This window comes from Streptomyces sp. NPDC090108, from assembly GCF_044747185.1.
Lineage (GTDB): Bacteria > Actinomycetota > Actinomycetes > Streptomycetales > Streptomycetaceae > Streptomyces.
Genome location: NZ_JBIVDQ010000006.1, coordinates 58,588 through 75,501 on the forward strand (window position 1 = coordinate 58,588; position 16,914 = coordinate 75,501).

Consider the following 16,914-nt stretch of genomic DNA (forward strand, 5'->3'; position numbering starts at 1 on the left):
GGGAAGCGGTGGCCCTTCCGGCATCCCCGGCGCCCCGGCGCCCTCCGGCATCCCCCGGCACGCCTCCGACGCCGTCGTCACCTGCGACGCCGCGGCCACGAGGGCCCGCGGACACAAAGGCGCACCGCCGGACACCCGAGGTGTCCGGCGGTGCGCAAGGGGTACGGCGGGCGGCGCGCCCGCGGTCAGGCCGGGGCGCCGAGTTCCGCCCAGACCGTCTTGCCGGGGCGGCCGGGGGTGCGTACGACGCCCCAGTCCAGGCACAGCCGCTGGACGATGAACATGCCGTGGCCGCCGGGACGGCCGGCGCGGTGCGGGGTGCGGGGTGCCGGCTGGCCGTTGCCCCGGTCCGAGACCTCCAGCCGGATCACCTTGCCGTCGCAGGCGAGGAACAGCTCGTCGGGGCCATCGGCGTGCAGGCAGGCGTTGGTGACCAGCTCGGACACGACGAGCAGGACGTCCTCCGCCGCGGCCCGCTGTTCGGCGCCGGCGGCCGGCAGCCAGCCCCACGCGTACAGGGCCTGCCGGGTGTAGTCGCGGGCCAGCGGGACGACGCCGCTCTCGCCGTGCAGGGGCAGCCTGCGGATCTGCCGCCCCGGGACCTGCCGCACGCCCTCGGCGGACGCCGGCGGCGCGGCTTCCCCCGTGGACGCGCCGGCCACCGGCACGCCACCGTCGGACACTCCCGAAGCGCCGCTCGGCTCCGGGCCGCGGTCGCCCGGCGAGTAGGGCCGGGTGGTGCTCATCAGCGCCTCACCTCACCGATTCACCAGTTCACGATTCAAAAGTCCGGCTCCGTTCGGTACCGCCGTACGTCGGTGGTCGTCGATCGTCCCCTCATGTCACTCCTGTGCCGCTGCTGTGCCCCGCACACCGTTCCCGGGCCGGGAAACCGGCCCGCGAGGCGTTGCGGCGGCCGGCGGCCGACGGGTTCGTCAGGATGACTCCTGCCCGGCAGCTCCGGCGGGACACCCCCCTGTTCACCGTGACGGGTGAAGCGGCGTGGGGGAAGCGGGGCTCAGCCCGACTCGTCGGACAGCGCGGCCTCGACGGAGTCGTGGACGGTGAAGACCGCCTCGGCCCCCGTGATCTCGAACACGCGCGCAACGACGGGGAGCATCCCCGCGAGGTGGACCCCGCCTCCGGCGGCGTCCGCCTTCAGGCGTGCTCCGAGCAGCACGTTCAGTCCTGTGGAATCACAGAACTGCAGCCGCGAGCAGTCCACGACGAGTCGCGAGAAGCCCTTCGCGAGGAGGTCGTCGAGCGGCTCACGCAGCAGATCGGCGGTGTGGTGATCGAGCTCACCCGCCGGTGTGACTACCGCGCTGGAGCCCTCTTCCCGCACCTCCACCAGAAGCCGGCCCGACTGTGCGCTGCCGACCGTCCCGTGGTCCATGCCGTCTCTCTCCCGAGGTCGTGGCCGCTGATGCCTTCGAACACTACGCCTTCCATGAGGCATCCGACAGCCGAACAAGCTCTCATAGTCGGGCATATCACTACGCAACGTACTTGCGATCGACTCACCGGAGCCGATAGGCCTAGGAGGGACACGTACACCTACTCGCCGGCTTTGGAGGCGCCGCACTCCGCAGTGCACGCACCTGGCTTCGGCAGCCTTATGCCGAGAACGATGGAGGACACCCATGTCACCCCGGCTCGACGCAGCGCACACCCGGCTCGGATCACCTGCCCGGAACGCGTCGTCGACACCCCCACCGGAACAGCTGGATCAGCCCATCACCACCCTCACCACCCTCGGCCCGCTCGAGGGAATCCCGGAGATCCCCCCCTTCGAAGAAGTGGGCGCGGTCGACGCGCGGGCCCTGTCCAAGACCCTCTTCGCGCGCCTGGAGTCGCTGGAGGAGGGCACGCACGACCACGCCTACGTCCGCAACACGCTCGTCGAACTGAATCTGGCGCTGGTCAAGTTCGCGGCCTCCCGGTTCCGCTCCCGCAGCGAGCCGATGGAGGACATCGTCCAGGTCGGCACCATCGGGCTGATCAAGGCGATCGACCGCTTCGAGCTGTCCCGCGGCGTGGAGTTCCCCACCTTCGCGATGCCGACCATCATCGGCGAGATCAAGCGCTTCTTCCGTGACACCTCGTGGTCCGTGCGCGTCCCGCGCCGCCTCCAGGAGCTGCGGCTGGACCTGGCCAAGGCCGGGGACGAGCTGGCCCAGCGGCTGGACCGCGCCCCCACCGCGGCGGAACTCGCCGAGCGGCTCGGCATCCCCGTCGAGGAGGTCGTCGAGGGCATGGCCGCCTCGAACGCCTACACCGCCTCCTCCCTGGACGCCCAGCCCGAGGAGAACGACTCCGAGGGCACCCTCGCCGACCGCATCGGCTACGAGGACCACGGGCTCGAAGGCATCGAGTACGTCGAGTCGTTGAAGCCGATGATCGCCGAACTGCCGCCGCGCGACCGGACGATCCTGTCCCTGCGCTTCGTGGCGGGCATGACCCAGTCGGAGATCGGCGACGAACTCGGCATCTCCCAGATGCATGTCTCGCGCCTGCTGTCCCGCACGCTGGCGCGGCTGCGCAAGGGGCTGACCCTGGAGGAGTGACGGCAGGACGCGGCGAGGGGAGTCCCACGTCCCTCGCCGCCCTCCCCGTCGGCGCTGCCACCCGTGAGGCGGCCCGGTCCCCGCGACCGGGCCGCCTCACGCGCACCCGGAGCCGTCCGCACTCCGTCCGCACCGGCCCGGTAAACCTCTTCTTCGAAATAGTCCGGTAAACCTCTTCCCCGAACCGCTCTCCTCCACCACGATGGGGCCCCCAAACTGGCTGGTACGTCAGAAACCCTGAGGGACGGAGGGTGCGCATGGCACGGGGCGACCTGGCCGGGACGAGCGACGGCGGGGGCGGCGGCGTCGAGAACACGCCGGACGCGCGGCTCACCGAACTGCTGCGCACCCCCACCACGACGGCGTACCCGGCGCTGCAGGAACTGCGCCGCCGGCACCAGCCGTCCGTGCTCGCCTACGCCCGCCTGTGCACCTCCGCCGACGCGACCGCCCGCCGGCTGGCCTCGGAGGTGCTCACCACGGCCGCCCGCGACACCGTGCGCGGCGTCGAGCCGATCGTCCCCCTGCGCCACCACCTCCTGCTGCTGTGCGCCCGCTCGGCGGCCGCCTGGGCACGCGACGAGCGCGCGGCGGGGCTGGACCCGGGCCTGCTGCTGGTGCTGAACTCCGCGGCGCTGCCCGACGGCCCGACCCCGCCCCTGCTCCCGGCGTTCCAGTCGCTCCCGTCCCGCCTGCAGGGCCTGCTCTGGTACGACGTGCTGGAGCGGGAGCCGGCCGAGCGCACCGCCGCGTACCTCGGGCTGAGCCCCGCCGACGTCGCGTACGGCACCCCGCAGGCGCTCAAGTCGCTGGCCCAGGCCTGCCTGAGACTGCGGCTGGCCGCCTCCGACGACCCGCGCTGCGGGGACTTCCGCCGCCTGATCGAGGAGGCGGTGCTGCCGGACGCCCCGCGTCCCAGCGTCGACCTGGACCAGCACCGGGCCCACTGCCCCTACTGCGCGGCCGCGTTCGAGGACCTGACCGCGCTGCGCGACACCCCGCGGCAGGCACTGGCCGAGGGTCTGCTGCCGTGGCGGGGGACGTCGTACGTCCGGGAGGAGACCGCGGTGCCGGCGGCGCTCCCCGCACCCGCCGCGCGACCCGCCGCGCCGTTCCAGCGCCGCTACCTGCTGGCCTCGGCCGCGCTCGGCGTGGCCCTCGTCCCGCTGCTGGTGTTCCTGCTGCGCCCGGGGGACGACGGCCGGCGGCCGGTGGCGGCGACTCCCGCGCCGTCCACGGCGACGGCGGACCCGGTGCCCACCGCGACGGCCTCCCCGTCGCCGTCCCCGACCGGCTCCCCGAGCCCCTCCCCGACCCCGAAGCCCACCCGGACGTCGCCGCGCCCGTCCCCCTCGGCGACGACACACCGCCCCACGCCGTCCCCCACCCCCGAGCCCCCTTCCACACCGGCGTTCTCGGCCCCGGGGCGGACCTACGCCCAGGTGGTGAACGTGGCGACGGGCCGCTGCCTGGACGTGCGCGACGGCGACTTCGAGGAGGGCAACGACGTCGTCACGGCCCCCTGCGACGCGTCGAGCACCCAGCGCTGGAGCGTCGACTCCGGTCTGGAGGTGCTCCGTTCGGCGGCCGACCCGGACTTCTGCCTGGACAGCCGGGGCGAGGCCGACCGGGGGGTGGGCATCTGGGAGTGCGACTCGATCTACGGGCGGCACGCGCAGAACCTGCGCTTCACCGTCGACCCCGACGGCACCGTCCGCCCGGAGATCGCGATCGAGACGGCCATGACCCCGGACGGCGGGGACGGCGTGGAACTGCGCCCGCTGAACGACGCGTCGGTCCAGCGCTGGCGGGCGGGCGCGCGCTGAACCCCCCGCCCGGCGGCGTTCGTCCCGCGGTCCGTCACACCACGCGGGCGCCCCGTCGCCAGACCTCGCCGACCAGGGGGACACCCGGGCGGTAGGCCAGGTGGACGTGGCTCGGGGCGTCGAGGAAGGTGAGGTCCGCGCGGGCGCCGGGGGCGATGCGGCCGATGTCGGTGCGGCGCAGGGCCGCCGCGCCGCCGGCCGTCGCGGACCAGACCGCCTCGTCGGGGGTCATGCGCATGTCGCGGACGGCGAGGGCGATGCAGAAGGGGACGGAGGAGGTGAAGGAGGAGCCCGGGTTGCAGTCCGTGGACAGGGCGACCGTCGCTCCCGCGTCGAGCAGGCGCCGGGCGTCCGGCCACTCGGCGCGGGTGGAGAACTCGGCGCCGGGCAGGAGCGTGGCGACCGTGGCGCTGTTCGCGAGGGCGTCCACGTCGGCGTCCGTGAGGTGGGTGCAGTGGTCGGCGCTGGCCGCGTCGAGTTCCACGGCGAGCTGGACGCCGGGGCCGTGGGAGAGCTGGTTGGCGTGGACGCGCGGGAGCAGCCCCTTCGCCCTGCCGGCGGTGAGGATCGCGCGGGCCTGGTCGCCGTCGAAGGCGCCCTTCTCGCAGAAGACGTCGATCCAGCGGGCGTGCGGCGCGCAGGCGTCCAGCATCTCGCCGGTGACCAGGGCGACATAGGCGGCCGGGTCGTCCGCGTGGTCGGGCGGGACGATGTGGGCGCCGAGGTAGGTCACCTCGTCGGTGTGGCGGGCGGCGATGCGCAGGGCGCGGGCCTCGTCCTCGACGGTGAGGCCGTAGCCCGACTTGGTCTCGAAGGTGGTGGTGCCCTGGCGCAGGGCCTCGTCCAGGTACCGCAGGAGGTTCGCCTCCAACTGCCCGTCCGTGGCGGCCCGGGTGGCCGCGACCGTCGTGCGGATGCCTCCGGCGCTGTACGCGCGCCCGGACATGCGGGCGTTGAACTCCTGGGTGCGGTCGCCCGCGAAGACCAGGTGGGAGTGGGAGTCGACGAAGCCCGGGAGCACGGCCCGGCCTCCGGCGTCGACCCGGTTGTCAGTGGCGGGTGCTTTGCTTGATCCACCGGTCCACACCACGCGGTCGCCCTCGATGACGACGGCCGCGTCCTGGATCAGGCCGAGGGGAGATCCGTCACCGGAGGAGGGGTCGTTGGTGACCAGGGCGGCGATGTTGGTGATGAGCGTGCTCGCGGTGTGCGCGGAATGGGCGGGGCTGACGGTCGTCGCGTTGCTCATGGCGTCCTTGGTGGCCTGCTCGGCGGTCGGATCGGGTGCGGGGGCGGGTGCGGACACGGGTGCGGGCCGCCCGGACGGGCGGCCCGGTGTCATCCGCGCAGGGCTTCGACGGCGTCCGCGAGGGCTCGCGGCACATCCGGTACGAGGGTGTGGACCCCGTCCCGTACGACGTGCCGGCCTCCCACGACCGTATGCGACACGTCCGCTGCCGACGCGGCGAATACGGCCGTCTCGGCCGCGAGCCGGGCAGGCGGCCCTGCCGTCCTGACCGAGTCGAGCGCGATCGTCGTGAAGTCGGCGGGCGCCCCGGCCTCCAGGACGCCCGCCTCGCTCCAGCCGAGGGCCGCGTGGCCGTCGGCCGAGGCCGCCCGCAGGAGCGCCGCGGCCGTCCAGTGGCCCCGGGTGCGGGTGCGCAGCCGCTCGTTCAGCTCCATCGCGCGTGCCTCTTCGAGCAGGTCGATGACGGCGTGGCTGTCGGAGCCGAGGGAGAGCGGGGAGCCGGCCCGCTGGAGGGCGGCGGCGGGGCCGATGCCGTCCGCCAGGTCGCGTTCGGTGGTCGGGCACATGCAGGTGCCGGTGCCGGAGCCGCCGAGCAGCGCGATGTCCTCGTCGGTGAGGTGGGTGTTGTGCACGCCGGTGGTGCGCGGCCCGAGGACTCCGTGGTCGGCGAGCAGCCGGGTGGGCGTGCGGCCGTGCGCGGCGAGGCATGCCTCGTTCTCGGCGGTCTGCTCCGACAGGTGCACATGCAGCGGGGCCCGCCGCTCCTCCGCCCACCGCGCCACGGTCGCCAGCTGGCCGGCGGGTACGGCCCGTACGGAGTGGATCGCCGCCCCGATCCGCGCGTGGTCCCGTTCCTTGAGAACGGAACAGCGTTCGGCCCAGGCATCGGCGCTGCCGTCGGAGAAGCGCAGCTGGTGGGCGGTGGGGGGCTCGCCGAACCCGGCGGACAGGTAGGCGGTGTCGAGGAGGGTGATGCGGATGCCGGCGTCGGCGGCGGCCGCGATCAGGGCCTCCCCCATGGCGTTGGGGTCGGCGTAGGGGGCGCCGCCGGGGGCGTGGTGCAGATAGTGGAACTCGCCGACGCAGGTGATGCCGGCGAGGGCCATCTCGGCGTAGGCCGCGCGGGCGAGGGCGTGGTACGTCTCGGGCGTCAGCCGGCCGGCGACGGAGTACATCACCTCGCGCCAGGTCCAGAAGGTCCCGCTGCCGACCTGGACCGTGCCGCGCAGCGCCCGGTGGAAGGCGTGGCTGTGGGCGTTCGCGAGCCCGGGGAGGGTGAGGCCGCGCAGGATCTCGGCGCCGGGCGGCGGAGCCGGGACCTCGGTACGGACGGCGGTGATCCGTCCGTCGGCGACCTCGGCCACCACGCCCGGCTCGACATTCGTGCCGAGCCAGGCGTACTCCCACCAGTAGGTTCCTCGGGTCACCTGCGGGCCAGTCCTTCCAGTACGTCGGCGAGCGCGAGCACCCCGGCCACGCAGTCGTCCTCGGCGGCGGACTCGGCCGGGGAGTGCGAGACACCGGTGGGGTTGCGCACGAACAGCATGGCGGTCGGGACGCTTGCCGACAGGATTCCGGCGTCGTGTCCCGCCCCGGTGCCGAGGACGGGCACCGGGGTGCCGTCGCCCGCGGCGGCCAGGACGCGGGCGAGTTCGTCGCGCAGGGCGTGGTCGAACTCGACGACCGGGGTGAAGGACTCCCGGACGACGTCGAGGTCGATGCCGTGCGCGTCCGCGTACTCCCGGGCCGCCTTCTCGATCCCGCCGACCACCGTGTCCAGGGTGTCCTGGCCGGGTGCGCGCGAGTCGAGCCAGCCGCGGACCAGGGAGGGGATGGCGTTGACGCCGTTCGGCTCGACGGAGATCTTGCCGAAGGTCGCGACGGCACCGGTGAGTTCGGCCTCGCGGCGGGCGGCGAGCACGGTCTCGGCGTACGGCAGCATCGGGTCCCGGCGGTCCGCGAGCCGGGTGGTGCCGGCGTGGTTGGCCTCGCCGCGGAAGTCGAAGCGCCAGCGGCCGTGCGGCCAGATGGCGCTGGCGACGCCGACCGGGTCGCCGGACAGGTCCAGCGCGCGGCCCTGTTCGACGTGCAGTTCCACGAAGGCGCCGATCCGGCCGAGCCGTTCGGGGTCCGGACCGATGTTCTCGGGGTCGTACCCGGCGGACTCCATGGCCTTGGCGAGGCTGACGCCGTCGCCGTCGGTGAGCCGGCGCGCCCGCTCGGCGGTCAGCTGCCCGGCGCTGAGCCGGGAGCCGGTGCAGGCGATGCCGAAGCGGGCTCCTTCCTCGTCGCCGAAGTTGACGATGGCGAAGGGCCGGTCGAACCGCGCTCCCCTCCCGCGCAGTTCGTCCAGGGCGGCGAAGGAGGACACCACGCCGAGGGGCCCGTCGAAGGCCCCGCCGTCGGGCACGGAGTCCAGGTGCGATCCGGTGACGACGGCGTCCCCGGCGTCCGGATCACCGAGCCAGGCCCACTGGTTGCCGTTGCGGTCGGTCTCGCAGGTCAGCCCGCGGGCCTCGGCCTGCTCCCGGAACCAGGCCCGGCAGTCGGCGTCGGCCCCGGTCCAGGCGTAGCGCCGGTAGCCCCCGGAGGCGCGGTGCCGCCCGATGGGGAGCAGCTCCGCCCACATCTCGTGGAAGGAGCCGCCACCGGTGCGGCCGCCCGCTTCGCGGCTCACGCCTCGTCACCCTCGCGCATCGGCACCCGCACACCGCGCTCCCCGGCGACGGACTCGGCGATGTCGTAACCGGCGTCCACGTGCCGGATGACGCCCATGCCGGGGTCGTTGGTGAGGACCCGGCGGATCTTCTCGCCGCCCAGCTTCGTGCCGTCGGCGACGGTGACCTGGCCGGCGTGGATGGAGCGGCCCATGCCGACGCCGCCGCCGTGGTGCAGGGAGACCCAGGAGGCGCCGGAGGCCACGTTCACCATGGCGTTCAGCAGGGGCCAGTCGGCGATGGCGTCGGAGCCGTCGAGCATGGCCTCGGTCTCGCGGTACGGGGAGGCGACGGAGCCGCAGTCGAGGTGGTCGCGGCCGATGGCCAGCGGGGCGGCCAGTTCACCGCTCGCGACCATGTCGTTGAAGCGCTCGCCGGCCTTGTCGCGCTCGCCGTAGCCGAGCCAGCAGATGCGGGCGGGCAGGCCCTGGAAGTGGACGCGCTCGCCGGCCATCTTGATCCAGCGGTGCAGGGACTCGTTCTCCGGGAAGAGCTCCAGGAGCGCCTTGTCGGTCTTGGCGATGTCCGAGGCCTCGCCCGACAGGGCCGCCCAGCGGAAGGGGCCCTTGCCCTCGCAGAAGAGGGGGCGGATGTAGGCGGGGACGAAGCCGGGGAAGGCGAAGGCGCGGTCGTATCCGGCCAGCTGGGCCTCGCCGCGGATGGAGTTGCCGTAGTCGAAGACCTCGGCGCCCGCGTCCATGAAGCCGACCATGGCCTCGACGTGCCTGGCCATCGACTCGCGGGCGCGGGTGGTGAAACCGGCCGGGTCCTTGGCGGCGGCGTCGGCCATGTCCTCGAAGGCGACACCGGTGGGCAGGTAGGCCAGCGGGTCGTGGGCGGAGGTCTGGTCGGTGACGATGTCGATGGGCGCGCCCATGGCCAGGAGCTGCGGGACCAGTTCGGCCGCGTTGCCGAGGACGCCGATGGACAGCGGCTTGCGCTGGTCGCGGGCCTCGGTGGCGAGCTGGAGGGCGTGCTCCAGGGAGTCGGCCCTGACGTCCAGGTAGCGGTGCTCGATGCGGCGCTCGATGGCGCGCGGGTCGCAGTCGATGCAGAGGGCGACGCCGTCGTTCATGGTGACCGCGAGGGGCTGGGCGCCGCCCATGCCGCCGAGACCGGCGGTGAGGGTGATGGTCCCGGCGAGGGTGCCGCCGAACTTCTTCGCGGCGACGGCGGCGAAGGTCTCGTAGGTGCCCTGGAGGATGCCCTGGGTGCCGATGTAGATCCAGGAGCCGGCGGTCATCTGGCCGTACATGGTGAGGCCGAGGGCCTCCAGGCGGCGGAACTCCTCCCAGTTGGCCCAGTCGCCGACGAGGTTGGAGTTGGCGATGAGGACGCGCGGGGCCCACTCGTGGGTCTGCATGACGCCGACCGGGCGGCCGGACTGGACCAGCATGGTCTCGTCCTGCTTGAGGGTCCGCAGCGTGCGGACCATGGCGTCGAAGGAGCGCCAGTCGCGGGCGGCCTTGCCGGTGCCGCCGTAGACGACGAGCTTGTCGGGGTGCTCGGCGACCTCGGGGTCGAGGTTGTTCTGGAGCATCCGCAGGGCTGCTTCCTGCTGCCATCCCAGGGTGCTCAGTTCCGTGCCGCGCGGTGCTCGTACGGGGCGGGGTCCCGACATCGTCTGCCTCCTCCTGTTGCTACCTCTATTCACATCCTGATCGTCTGAATAGAGCTAGTCAACACCCTGGGAGGGCCGCGTCCGCGCGCCGGAAATGTTTGGCTGGAAACAGGGGCGCACGAGGAACATGTACGCGGAAGCCGACAGGACCCGGGGGAGAACCGTGAAGCAGACGGAGCAGCGGGAACAGAAGGAGCGGGCAGAGCACGTGGAGCACGCGCGGCACATGGAACGACAGCACGAGCAGGATCCGGCACGGCGCGGCGGGCGCGCCGGAGGCGGGACGGAGGCGGGGACCGGGCCGGACGGCACCGCCGACACCGCCGGGGCCACCGGGGCCGGCGGCGCGGCCCGTGCGGCGCGGGAGCGTGCCGCGCGGCGGGACGCGGCGGTGCGCGCGGCGGTGGCGCGGGGGCTGCTGGGGCCGGACGCGCCGGTGGTGGGCCTGCTGGACGTCACCGGCATCCGGGAGTCGGCGGCGGCCCTGCGCGCGGCGTTCGAGGCGGTCGTCGCGCCGGGGACCCCGGTGCTGCACGCCTTCGCGGTGAAGGCGAGCCCGCTGGTGCCGGTGCTGAGCCTGCTGCACGCCGAGGGCATCGGCGCCGAGGTGGCCAGTCCGGGCGAGCTGGCGCTGGCGCGGGCGGCCGGGGTGCCGCCGGAGCACACGGTCCTCGACTCGCCCGCCAAGACGGCGGCCGAGCTGCGTGAGGCGCTGGAGCTGGGCATCGCCGTCAACGCGGACAACCCGCAGGAACTGGAGCGCCTGGACGGCCTGGTGCGGACGGCACCCGTCCGTCCGGCGGCCGCGGCCACGGCGGCCGGCCCCGGCGGCGGCCGCGCACCGGCGCCGTCGGCGCTGCCGCTGTCCCCGCTGGGCATCCGGGTCAACCCGCAGATCGGCGGCGGCAGCATCGGGGCGACCTCGACGGCGACACCGACCTCGAAGTTCGGGGTGGCGCTGCGCGACGAGGGGGCCCGGGAGTGGGTCGTACGGGCGTATCTGGAGCGGCCGTGGCTGACCCGGCTGCACGCGCACACCGGGTCGCAGGGCATTCCGCTGCCGCTGATGGCGCGGGGCGTGGCGGAGACGTACGCGCTCGCCGAGGAGATCAACGCGCGGGCCGGGCGGCGGCAGATCGACACGCTCGACATCGGCGGCGGGCTCCCGGTGGACTTCACGGGGGAGGCGGAGAGCCCGACCTACGCCGAGTACGCGCGGCTGCTGGCCCGCGAGGTGCCGGGGCTGTTCGACGGGCGGTACGGGCTGGTGACCGAGTTCGGGCGGTCGCTGCTGGCCAAGCACGGCACGGTGGTGGCCCGGGTGGAGTACACCAAGAGCGCCGGGGGCCGGCGGATCGCGGTGACGCACGCGGGTGTGCAGGTGGCGACGCGGACGGTGTACGCGCCGCAGGAGTGGCCGCTGCGGATCGCCGCGTACGACGCCGGGGGGCGGCCGAAGACGGGTCCCGGGGTGACACAGGACGTGGCGGGGCCGGCCTGCTTCTCGGGCGACCTGCTCGCCGAGGGGCGCACGCTGCCCCCGCTGGAGCAGGGCGACTTCGCGGCGGCGCTGGACACCGGGGCCTACTACTTCGCGAGCCACTACGCCTACAACTCGCTGACCCGGCCCGGGGTCTACGGCTTCGTGCCGGACGCGGTGGAGGGCACGGCCTTCGCGGCCGTACGGCAGCCGCAGACGGTGGCCGAGGTGGTGGCCGAGTCCGGCGGGGCGCATCCCGGCGCGCTCACCACCCTGGACGCTCCCGGGAGCCGTTGACAGGCTCCGGACGCCTCGCGGACAAATGGATCAACTCTCATGAAAAACAGGCCAGTCGACCCACACTAGTACGCCGGACGCACGTTCCACCGGAAAATGCCAAACCACCCACCCGTCACGCACACGTTGCGTAGTGTCGGCGTCACTCAGCCGGAGTCCCAGGCGGGAGGGGAGCCACGGTGCCCGGAATCGACGAGTGCTTACTGGAAGCGATGCGGCTGCCCGGCGCCCGGGGAGCCGCGCTGGTGGACTGGACGAGCGGACTGGCGCTCGGCGCCGTCGGGGAAGCCCCCGGCGGTGACCACGAGACCACGGCCGCGGAGGCCGCCGAACTGGCCCGGATGGCCGCCGAACACGGCGCCTTCACGGCCGGGGAGGACGAGAACGGGCGGCCGCCGGTCGAGGACGTGATCATCAGCAACCGCGACAGCTACCACCTGCTGCGGTTCGTGGACACGTCCTTCGACAGCAGCGTCTTCCTGCATCTGTGGCTCGGCAGGGAAGAAGGCAACCTCGCACTCGCCCGGATACGGCTCGGCGAGATGGCCACGCGGCTGGTGCTGGGATGATCATGGTCGAGACCCCTCCGCCGCTGCCCGTACGGGACAGAGCGACCGCGCCCGAGCGGACCGCGGGCGCGCTGTCGCCGATGCTGCGGCGGCTCGCCGAGGAGCAGGCGACCGGGGTGCTGGTGCGCGAGCACGGCACCCTGCATCTCGCGCAGGGCCGCGTGGTCCACGCCGAGAGCCCGCTCGCCCCCGGCCTGGGGGCGCTGCTCACGGCGCACGGCACGCTCGCCGCCACCGCCTGGCAGCAGGCGGCCGAGCGGACCTCGGGCCCGTGGGACGCGGCGCGCCTGCTGTACGACACCGGGCTGCTGCCCTCGGGCGCGCTGGAGCTGTGCCACCTGGACGCGCTGTACGACGCCGGGTTCTTCGCACTGGCGCCCAGCAGCACCCCGGGCCGCTTCCGGTACGACGGCGGACCGAGCCTCGGCCCGCTGCCCTCGGTGCCGGTCGTCGCGCTGGAGCGCGAGACGCTGCGCCGCCGTCTGCTGCTGCACCGCCTGTGGCCGGACCCGGCGACCGACAGCGCCCCGCTGGCCCTGGCCGGCCCGGCCGCCGCGGTCCCGGTCGCCCCGCGCCGCCGGGCGGTGCTGGCCCTGGTGGACGGGGTCCGTACGGCGCCGGAGATCGCCCGCGACCTGGGCCGGCAGGCGTTCCACACGCTGGTGGACGTACGGCGGCTCGCCTCGGCCGGACTCGTCGCGCCGGTCCTCACGGCACCCGACCCGCCGCCGCACCCGCCCGGCGCGGACACGCCGGGCGGCATGGCCGGCACAGGCGGCATGGCCGGTACGGGCGCGGACTTCCCGGCCACGGGGACGCGCGCGGACGCGGGCGCGGGAACGGGCGCCGTGACCGGCCGTGCGATCCCGCCCCCGGCGCCCGCCCCGCCCGTCCGGCCCGTTCCGCCCGTCGCGTTCCACCCCCCACCCCCGCTCACGGTCAACGACCCCGACATCGCGCTGCTGAAGAGGCTCAGGGATGCGCTGGAGGCGCTTTGAACGGCACCGCCCCGCCGAAGGGAGAGAGCTGATGGTGCCCGAACAGGACCTGGAGGCCGTCCTGGACGAGCTGCGCCGGCTGCGCACCCGCGTCCCGCAGCTCACGGGCGCGCTCGCGGCGGGCGTCGACGGTCTCGTCGTCGCCCACGACACGCCCGGCGTCGACCCCGAGGGGCTGGCGGCCCTGACGGCCGCCGCGCTCGGCGTCTCCGTACGGGTCGCCGACGCCACCGGCAACGGCGGCTTCCGTGAGCTGCTGGTGCGCGGCGAGCGCGGCTACGTCGCCACCTACGCGGCGGGCCGGACCGCGGTCCTGACCCTGCTCGCGCAGGACCGGGTCAACGTCGGCCGGCTGCATCTGGAGGGCCGCCGGGCCGGTGCCCGCGTCGGGGAACTGCTCGACGCCGCCGAGGCCGCCGCGCGTGCCCTTCGGCCCGAGGCGCCCGCCAGGCCGGCCCCGGTCCGCACCCGCACCACCCGCACGACCCGCACCGCCCCGGGCACCGAAGCCCGTACCGCAACCGACAGTTGAACCAGCGAAAGGAACCAGGCAGACCATGGCCAACACCGAAACGGCCCTGAAAGAGGCGCTGACCACGATCGAGGGCGCCAACGGCGTCGCGCTCGTCGACTACACCAGCGGGATGGCGCTCGGCACGATGGGCGGCAGCAAGACCTTCGACCTGAACGTGGCGGCCGCCGGCAACACCGACGTGATCCGCGCGAAGATGCGCACGATGGAACTCCTCGGCCTCAAGGGCGAGATCGAGGACATACTGATCACGCTGTCGGACCAGTACCACCTGATCCGTCTGCTCAAGAGCCGTGGCGGCAACGGCCTGTTCCTCTACCTCGTCCTCGACGGCAGCCGGGCCAACCTCGCGATGGCCCGCCACCAGCTGAAGAAGATCGAGGCGGAACTGGAGGTCTGAGGACCGCTCCGTGCGCCCGGCAAGGCGGCGCGGCCCCCGCCCGGGGCCGCGCCGCCTGCCGCGTCCCCGGACCCGTCCGGCTCACTCCACGAACAGCCCCCGCGCCGCGGCCTTCGTGTCGAACTCCTCCAGCCGGGACTGGGCGTCCGGCAGCCCGTCGCAGAGGGCCTCCAGCAGGACGCGCCCGAGCAGCATCGGGGCGCACGCGGTGTCGAAGGCGAGCCCGGTGCCGACGGCGGCGGGGAGCAGCAGGTCGGAGTGCGCGGCGACCGGCGCGAACGCGGAGTCGGCGACCGTGACCGTGGTCAGGCCCGCGTCCTTGGCGTAGCCGAGGGCGTCGAGGACCTCGCGCGGATGCCGGGGCAGCGCGAAGCACAGCAGGGCCGACGCGCCGGCGCGCACGGCCGCGTCGATGCGGTCGTGGAGCATCGTGCCGCCCTCGTTGAGCAGCCGGACGTCCGGGTGGACCTTGGCGGCGAAGTAGGTGAACCCGAACGCCTGGGGGGCGGCCGCGCGCAGACCGAGCACCGGCAGCGGCCGGGAGGCGGCGAGGACCCGCCCCGCCTTCTGCACGGGGCGCGGGTCGGCGAGCAGTTCCGCGAGGTTCCTGAGGTTCTCGATCTCGGCCTCGACGGCCTGCTGGTACTCGTTGTACGCGCCCGGCTCGGCGGCCGGTTCGGCGGGTACGACCTCACGCAGGTGCCTGCGCAGCGCCGGGTAGCCGTCGAAGCCGAGGGCCACGGCGAACCGGGTCACCGACGGCTGGCTGACCCCGGCCAGTTCGGCCAGTTCCACGCTGGACAGGAAGGGCACGTCGGCGGCCCGGCGCACCATGCTGTGCGCGATGCGGCGCTGGGTGGGGGTGAGCCGGTGGCCCTCGAAGAGTGCCTGGAGGCGGCTCGCGGGGCTGTCCGCCGCACCCGCGCCCGCCGCAACCGTTCCGGCCGCCGTACCCGTTCCCGCCGATCCCGCGGGTCCCACCGCCGGACCCGTTCCCGCCGTAACCGCCGTACCCGCGACCGCGGCACCCGGGACCGTCGTGGCCGCGCCTCTGCCGGCCGCCGCCGCGCCGCCGGCCGTTTCCCTGCCGGCCGCGCCTTCACCGACGTTCATGACGTGCTCCCCCTCCAGATGTCCGTGAACCGGTCGAGCAGTGCGGCCGCGGCCGTCACGTCGTGTGTGAGCGGCCGGTCGGCCGGGTCCGGGTCGAGGACCGCCTCGGCGAGCTCCAGCGCCCGGCCCGCCGGCAGCCCGGGATCGGGCCGCAGGTCGCGCTGGCGCAACGCCCTTACGGCCGCGACGAGTTCGCAGCCGACGACCAGACGGTACGCACCGCACGCGCGCAGCGTCTGGCGCGCGGCGAGCGAGGCGAAGCTCGCCTGTTCCTCGACGCCCCGGGAGAGTACAGCGTGGCCGAGCGAGGCGGGGGCCGAGAAGGCGCGCAGATCACCGAGGGCGGCTCCGGCGGCGTACTCCAGGATCATCACGCCGGAGGAGGCCGGTTCCTGGCCGGCGAGGAAGGGGCGCAGACGGGTGTAGGCGGGCTCGTTGAGGGTGGACAGCCGGGAGGTGGACAGACGGGCGACCTGGGTCACCGCGAGCCTGAAGTGGTCCAGGGCGAGGGCGAGCTGGGCCTGGTAGAAGCCGCCGTGGTGGTAGGCGGCCTCGTCGCCGGGGGCGATGAGCGGGTTCTCCGCGGCCGCGTTGATCTCCACGGTCAGCACCTGTTCCAGGGTGTCGGCCGCGTCGTGCGCGGGGCCGTGGATCTGGGGCAGGCAGCGGAAGCCGTAGGGGTCCTGGATGCGGCCCAGTGGCGGCAGCGGCCGGTCCGCGGCACCGATCAGACCGCGCATCCGCCGGGCCACCTCGGCGCTCCCGCGGTGCGGGCGGGCGGCGTGCACGGGGGCGGCGTAGGCCTCGTGCGAGCCGTCGACGGCGAGCAGGGAGAGCGCGGCCACGACCTGGGTGGCGCCGATCAGCCCGCGCAGTTCGTGCAGGGCGAGCGCGGCCTGGCCGAGGGTGAGCGCGTTGCTGCTGATCAGGGCGAGCGCGTCGTTGTTGTCGAGGGGCTGCGGCGCGGGGGCGCCGGCGCCCCGCCAGGGGTGTTCCCCGGCGAGCGCCAGTCCCATCTGGGCGAGCGCGGCGATGTCGCCGGTGCCGACCGAGCCGAACTCGTTGACCACCGGGTACGCGCCGGACGCGAGCGCCTCGCACAGGGCGGTGACCACGGTGGGCCGCAGGCCCGCTCCCCCGGCCAGTATCTGGTTGGCCCGGACGGCGAGCATCGCGCGCACCTGCCGGGCGGGGAGTTCCTCGCCTATGGCGCCGGCATGGCTGCGCAGCAGGCGCAGGCCGTGTCCGGCGGCGGCCTCGGTGGGCACGTCCTCGGTGCGGTTCGCGCCCACGCCGGTGGAGCGGCCGTACACCCGCCCGGTGGCCGCGATCCGCCGGGCGGCGTCCCAGGACTCCTCCGCGCGCCGCAGCGCCGCGTCCGCGGGGACCGCCCGCGCGGCCGCGTCGGCGAGACGTACGACGTCCTCGACGCCGAGCCCGTCCCCGTCCAGGACGACCGGCGCGGCCCGCACGGACTCGGGCGTGTCCACGGTGCGAGACGGCATCAGGACCGAACTCCTCTCGACCCGGACATCCGATCCTGCC

Annotated in this window: 15 protein-coding genes; 7 read left to right on the forward strand and 8 right to left on the reverse strand. The window is 74.4% G+C overall.

Going from position 1 to position 16,914, the window contains the following annotated elements:
• Positions 1 to 185 precede the first annotated feature (185 nt).
• On the reverse strand, positions 186 to 746 hold the full coding sequence (locus ACIPRD_RS21920; protein WP_356406106.1) for an ATP-binding protein: 561 nt from the start codon (positions 744 to 746) through the stop codon (positions 186 to 188).
• 272 nt (positions 747 to 1,018) lie between these two features.
• On the reverse strand, positions 1,019 to 1,396 hold the full coding sequence (locus ACIPRD_RS21925; protein ID WP_356406108.1) for an STAS domain-containing protein: 378 nt from the start codon (positions 1,394 to 1,396) through the stop codon (positions 1,019 to 1,021).
• Positions 1,397 to 1,643: 247 nt separating this feature from the next.
• Between ACIPRD_RS21925 and ACIPRD_RS21930 the strand changes: the two genes are divergently transcribed.
• Positions 1,644 to 2,567 (forward strand): RNA polymerase sigma factor SigF, encoded by a 924-nt coding sequence (locus ACIPRD_RS21930; protein WP_401565250.1) that lies wholly within the window; start codon positions 1,644 to 1,646, stop codon positions 2,565 to 2,567.
• 257 nt (positions 2,568 to 2,824) lie between these two features.
• Positions 2,825 to 4,393, forward strand: coding sequence for an RICIN domain-containing protein (locus ACIPRD_RS21935; protein ID WP_356406112.1), 1,569 nt, complete (start codon positions 2,825 to 2,827; stop codon positions 4,391 to 4,393).
• Between the two features lie 34 nt (positions 4,394 to 4,427).
• On the opposite strand, the gene hutI is transcribed toward ACIPRD_RS21935, so the two are convergent.
• Genes hutI through hutU form a run of 4 tightly spaced genes read right to left on the reverse strand, consistent with a single transcriptional unit; the run spans position 4,428 to position 9,980 of the window.
• On the reverse strand, positions 4,428 to 5,735 hold the full coding sequence (hutI, locus tag ACIPRD_RS21940; protein WP_401565254.1) for an imidazolonepropionase: 1,308 nt from the start codon (positions 5,733 to 5,735) through the stop codon (positions 4,428 to 4,430).
• Positions 5,732 to 7,069, reverse strand: a complete 1,338-nt coding sequence (locus tag ACIPRD_RS21945; protein ID WP_401565256.1) for a formimidoylglutamate deiminase — start codon at positions 7,067 to 7,069, stop codon at positions 5,732 to 5,734. The genes hutI and ACIPRD_RS21945 overlap by 4 nt, the downstream gene beginning before the upstream one ends.
• Positions 7,066 to 8,271 carry an allantoate amidohydrolase gene (locus ACIPRD_RS21950; protein WP_356406475.1) on the reverse strand — a complete coding sequence of 402 codons (1,206 nt, stop codon included), beginning with the start codon at positions 8,269 to 8,271 and terminating at the stop codon, positions 7,066 to 7,068. Before ACIPRD_RS21950 ends, ACIPRD_RS21945 begins: the two co-directional genes overlap by 4 nt.
• A 44-nt stretch (positions 8,272 to 8,315) precedes the next feature.
• Positions 8,316 to 9,980, reverse strand: a complete 1,665-nt coding sequence (hutU, locus tag ACIPRD_RS21955; RefSeq protein ID WP_356406119.1) for a urocanate hydratase — start codon at positions 9,978 to 9,980, stop codon at positions 8,316 to 8,318.
• 226 nt (positions 9,981 to 10,206) lie between these two features.
• Between hutU and ACIPRD_RS21960 the strand changes: the two genes are divergently transcribed.
• From ACIPRD_RS21960 to ACIPRD_RS21980, 5 genes are all read left to right on the forward strand, one after another.
• On the forward strand, positions 10,207 to 11,757 hold the full coding sequence (locus ACIPRD_RS21960; protein WP_401565784.1) for a diaminopimelate decarboxylase: 1,551 nt from the start codon (positions 10,207 to 10,209) through the stop codon (positions 11,755 to 11,757).
• Positions 11,758 to 11,936: 179 nt separating this feature from the next.
• Positions 11,937 to 12,326 (forward strand): hypothetical protein, encoded by a 390-nt coding sequence (locus ACIPRD_RS21965; RefSeq protein WP_356406123.1) that lies wholly within the window; start codon positions 11,937 to 11,939, stop codon positions 12,324 to 12,326.
• Complete coding sequence (locus tag ACIPRD_RS21970) at positions 12,323 to 13,324, forward strand: transcriptional regulator (protein WP_401565259.1); 1,002 nt, start codon at positions 12,323 to 12,325, stop codon at positions 13,322 to 13,324. The genes ACIPRD_RS21965 and ACIPRD_RS21970 overlap by 4 nt, the downstream gene beginning before the upstream one ends.
• A 31-nt stretch (positions 13,325 to 13,355) precedes the next feature.
• Positions 13,356 to 13,856, forward strand: coding sequence for a roadblock/LC7 domain-containing protein (locus tag ACIPRD_RS21975; RefSeq protein WP_356406127.1), 501 nt, complete (start codon positions 13,356 to 13,358; stop codon positions 13,854 to 13,856).
• A 25-nt stretch (positions 13,857 to 13,881) separates the two neighbouring features.
• Positions 13,882 to 14,256: a hypothetical protein gene (locus tag ACIPRD_RS21980; RefSeq protein WP_356406129.1), complete on the forward strand. Its 375-nt coding sequence runs from the start codon at positions 13,882 to 13,884 to the stop codon at positions 14,254 to 14,256.
• Positions 14,257 to 14,337: 81 nt separating this feature from the next.
• Here the strand turns inward: ACIPRD_RS21980 and ACIPRD_RS21985 are convergent, their stop codons facing one another.
• Together ACIPRD_RS21985 and ACIPRD_RS21990 are read right to left on the reverse strand one after the other, a co-directional pair.
• The gene (locus ACIPRD_RS21985) at positions 14,338 to 15,369 is read right to left on the reverse strand and encodes a MurR/RpiR family transcriptional regulator (RefSeq protein WP_401565263.1); all 1,032 of its coding nucleotides are present in this window, start codon (positions 15,367 to 15,369) and stop codon (positions 14,338 to 14,340) included.
• Positions 15,366 to 16,874 (reverse strand): aromatic amino acid ammonia-lyase, encoded by a 1,509-nt coding sequence (locus ACIPRD_RS21990; protein WP_356406134.1) that lies wholly within the window; start codon positions 16,872 to 16,874, stop codon positions 15,366 to 15,368. Before ACIPRD_RS21990 ends, ACIPRD_RS21985 begins: the two co-directional genes overlap by 4 nt.
• Between the last annotated feature and the right edge of the window lie 40 nt (positions 16,875 to 16,914).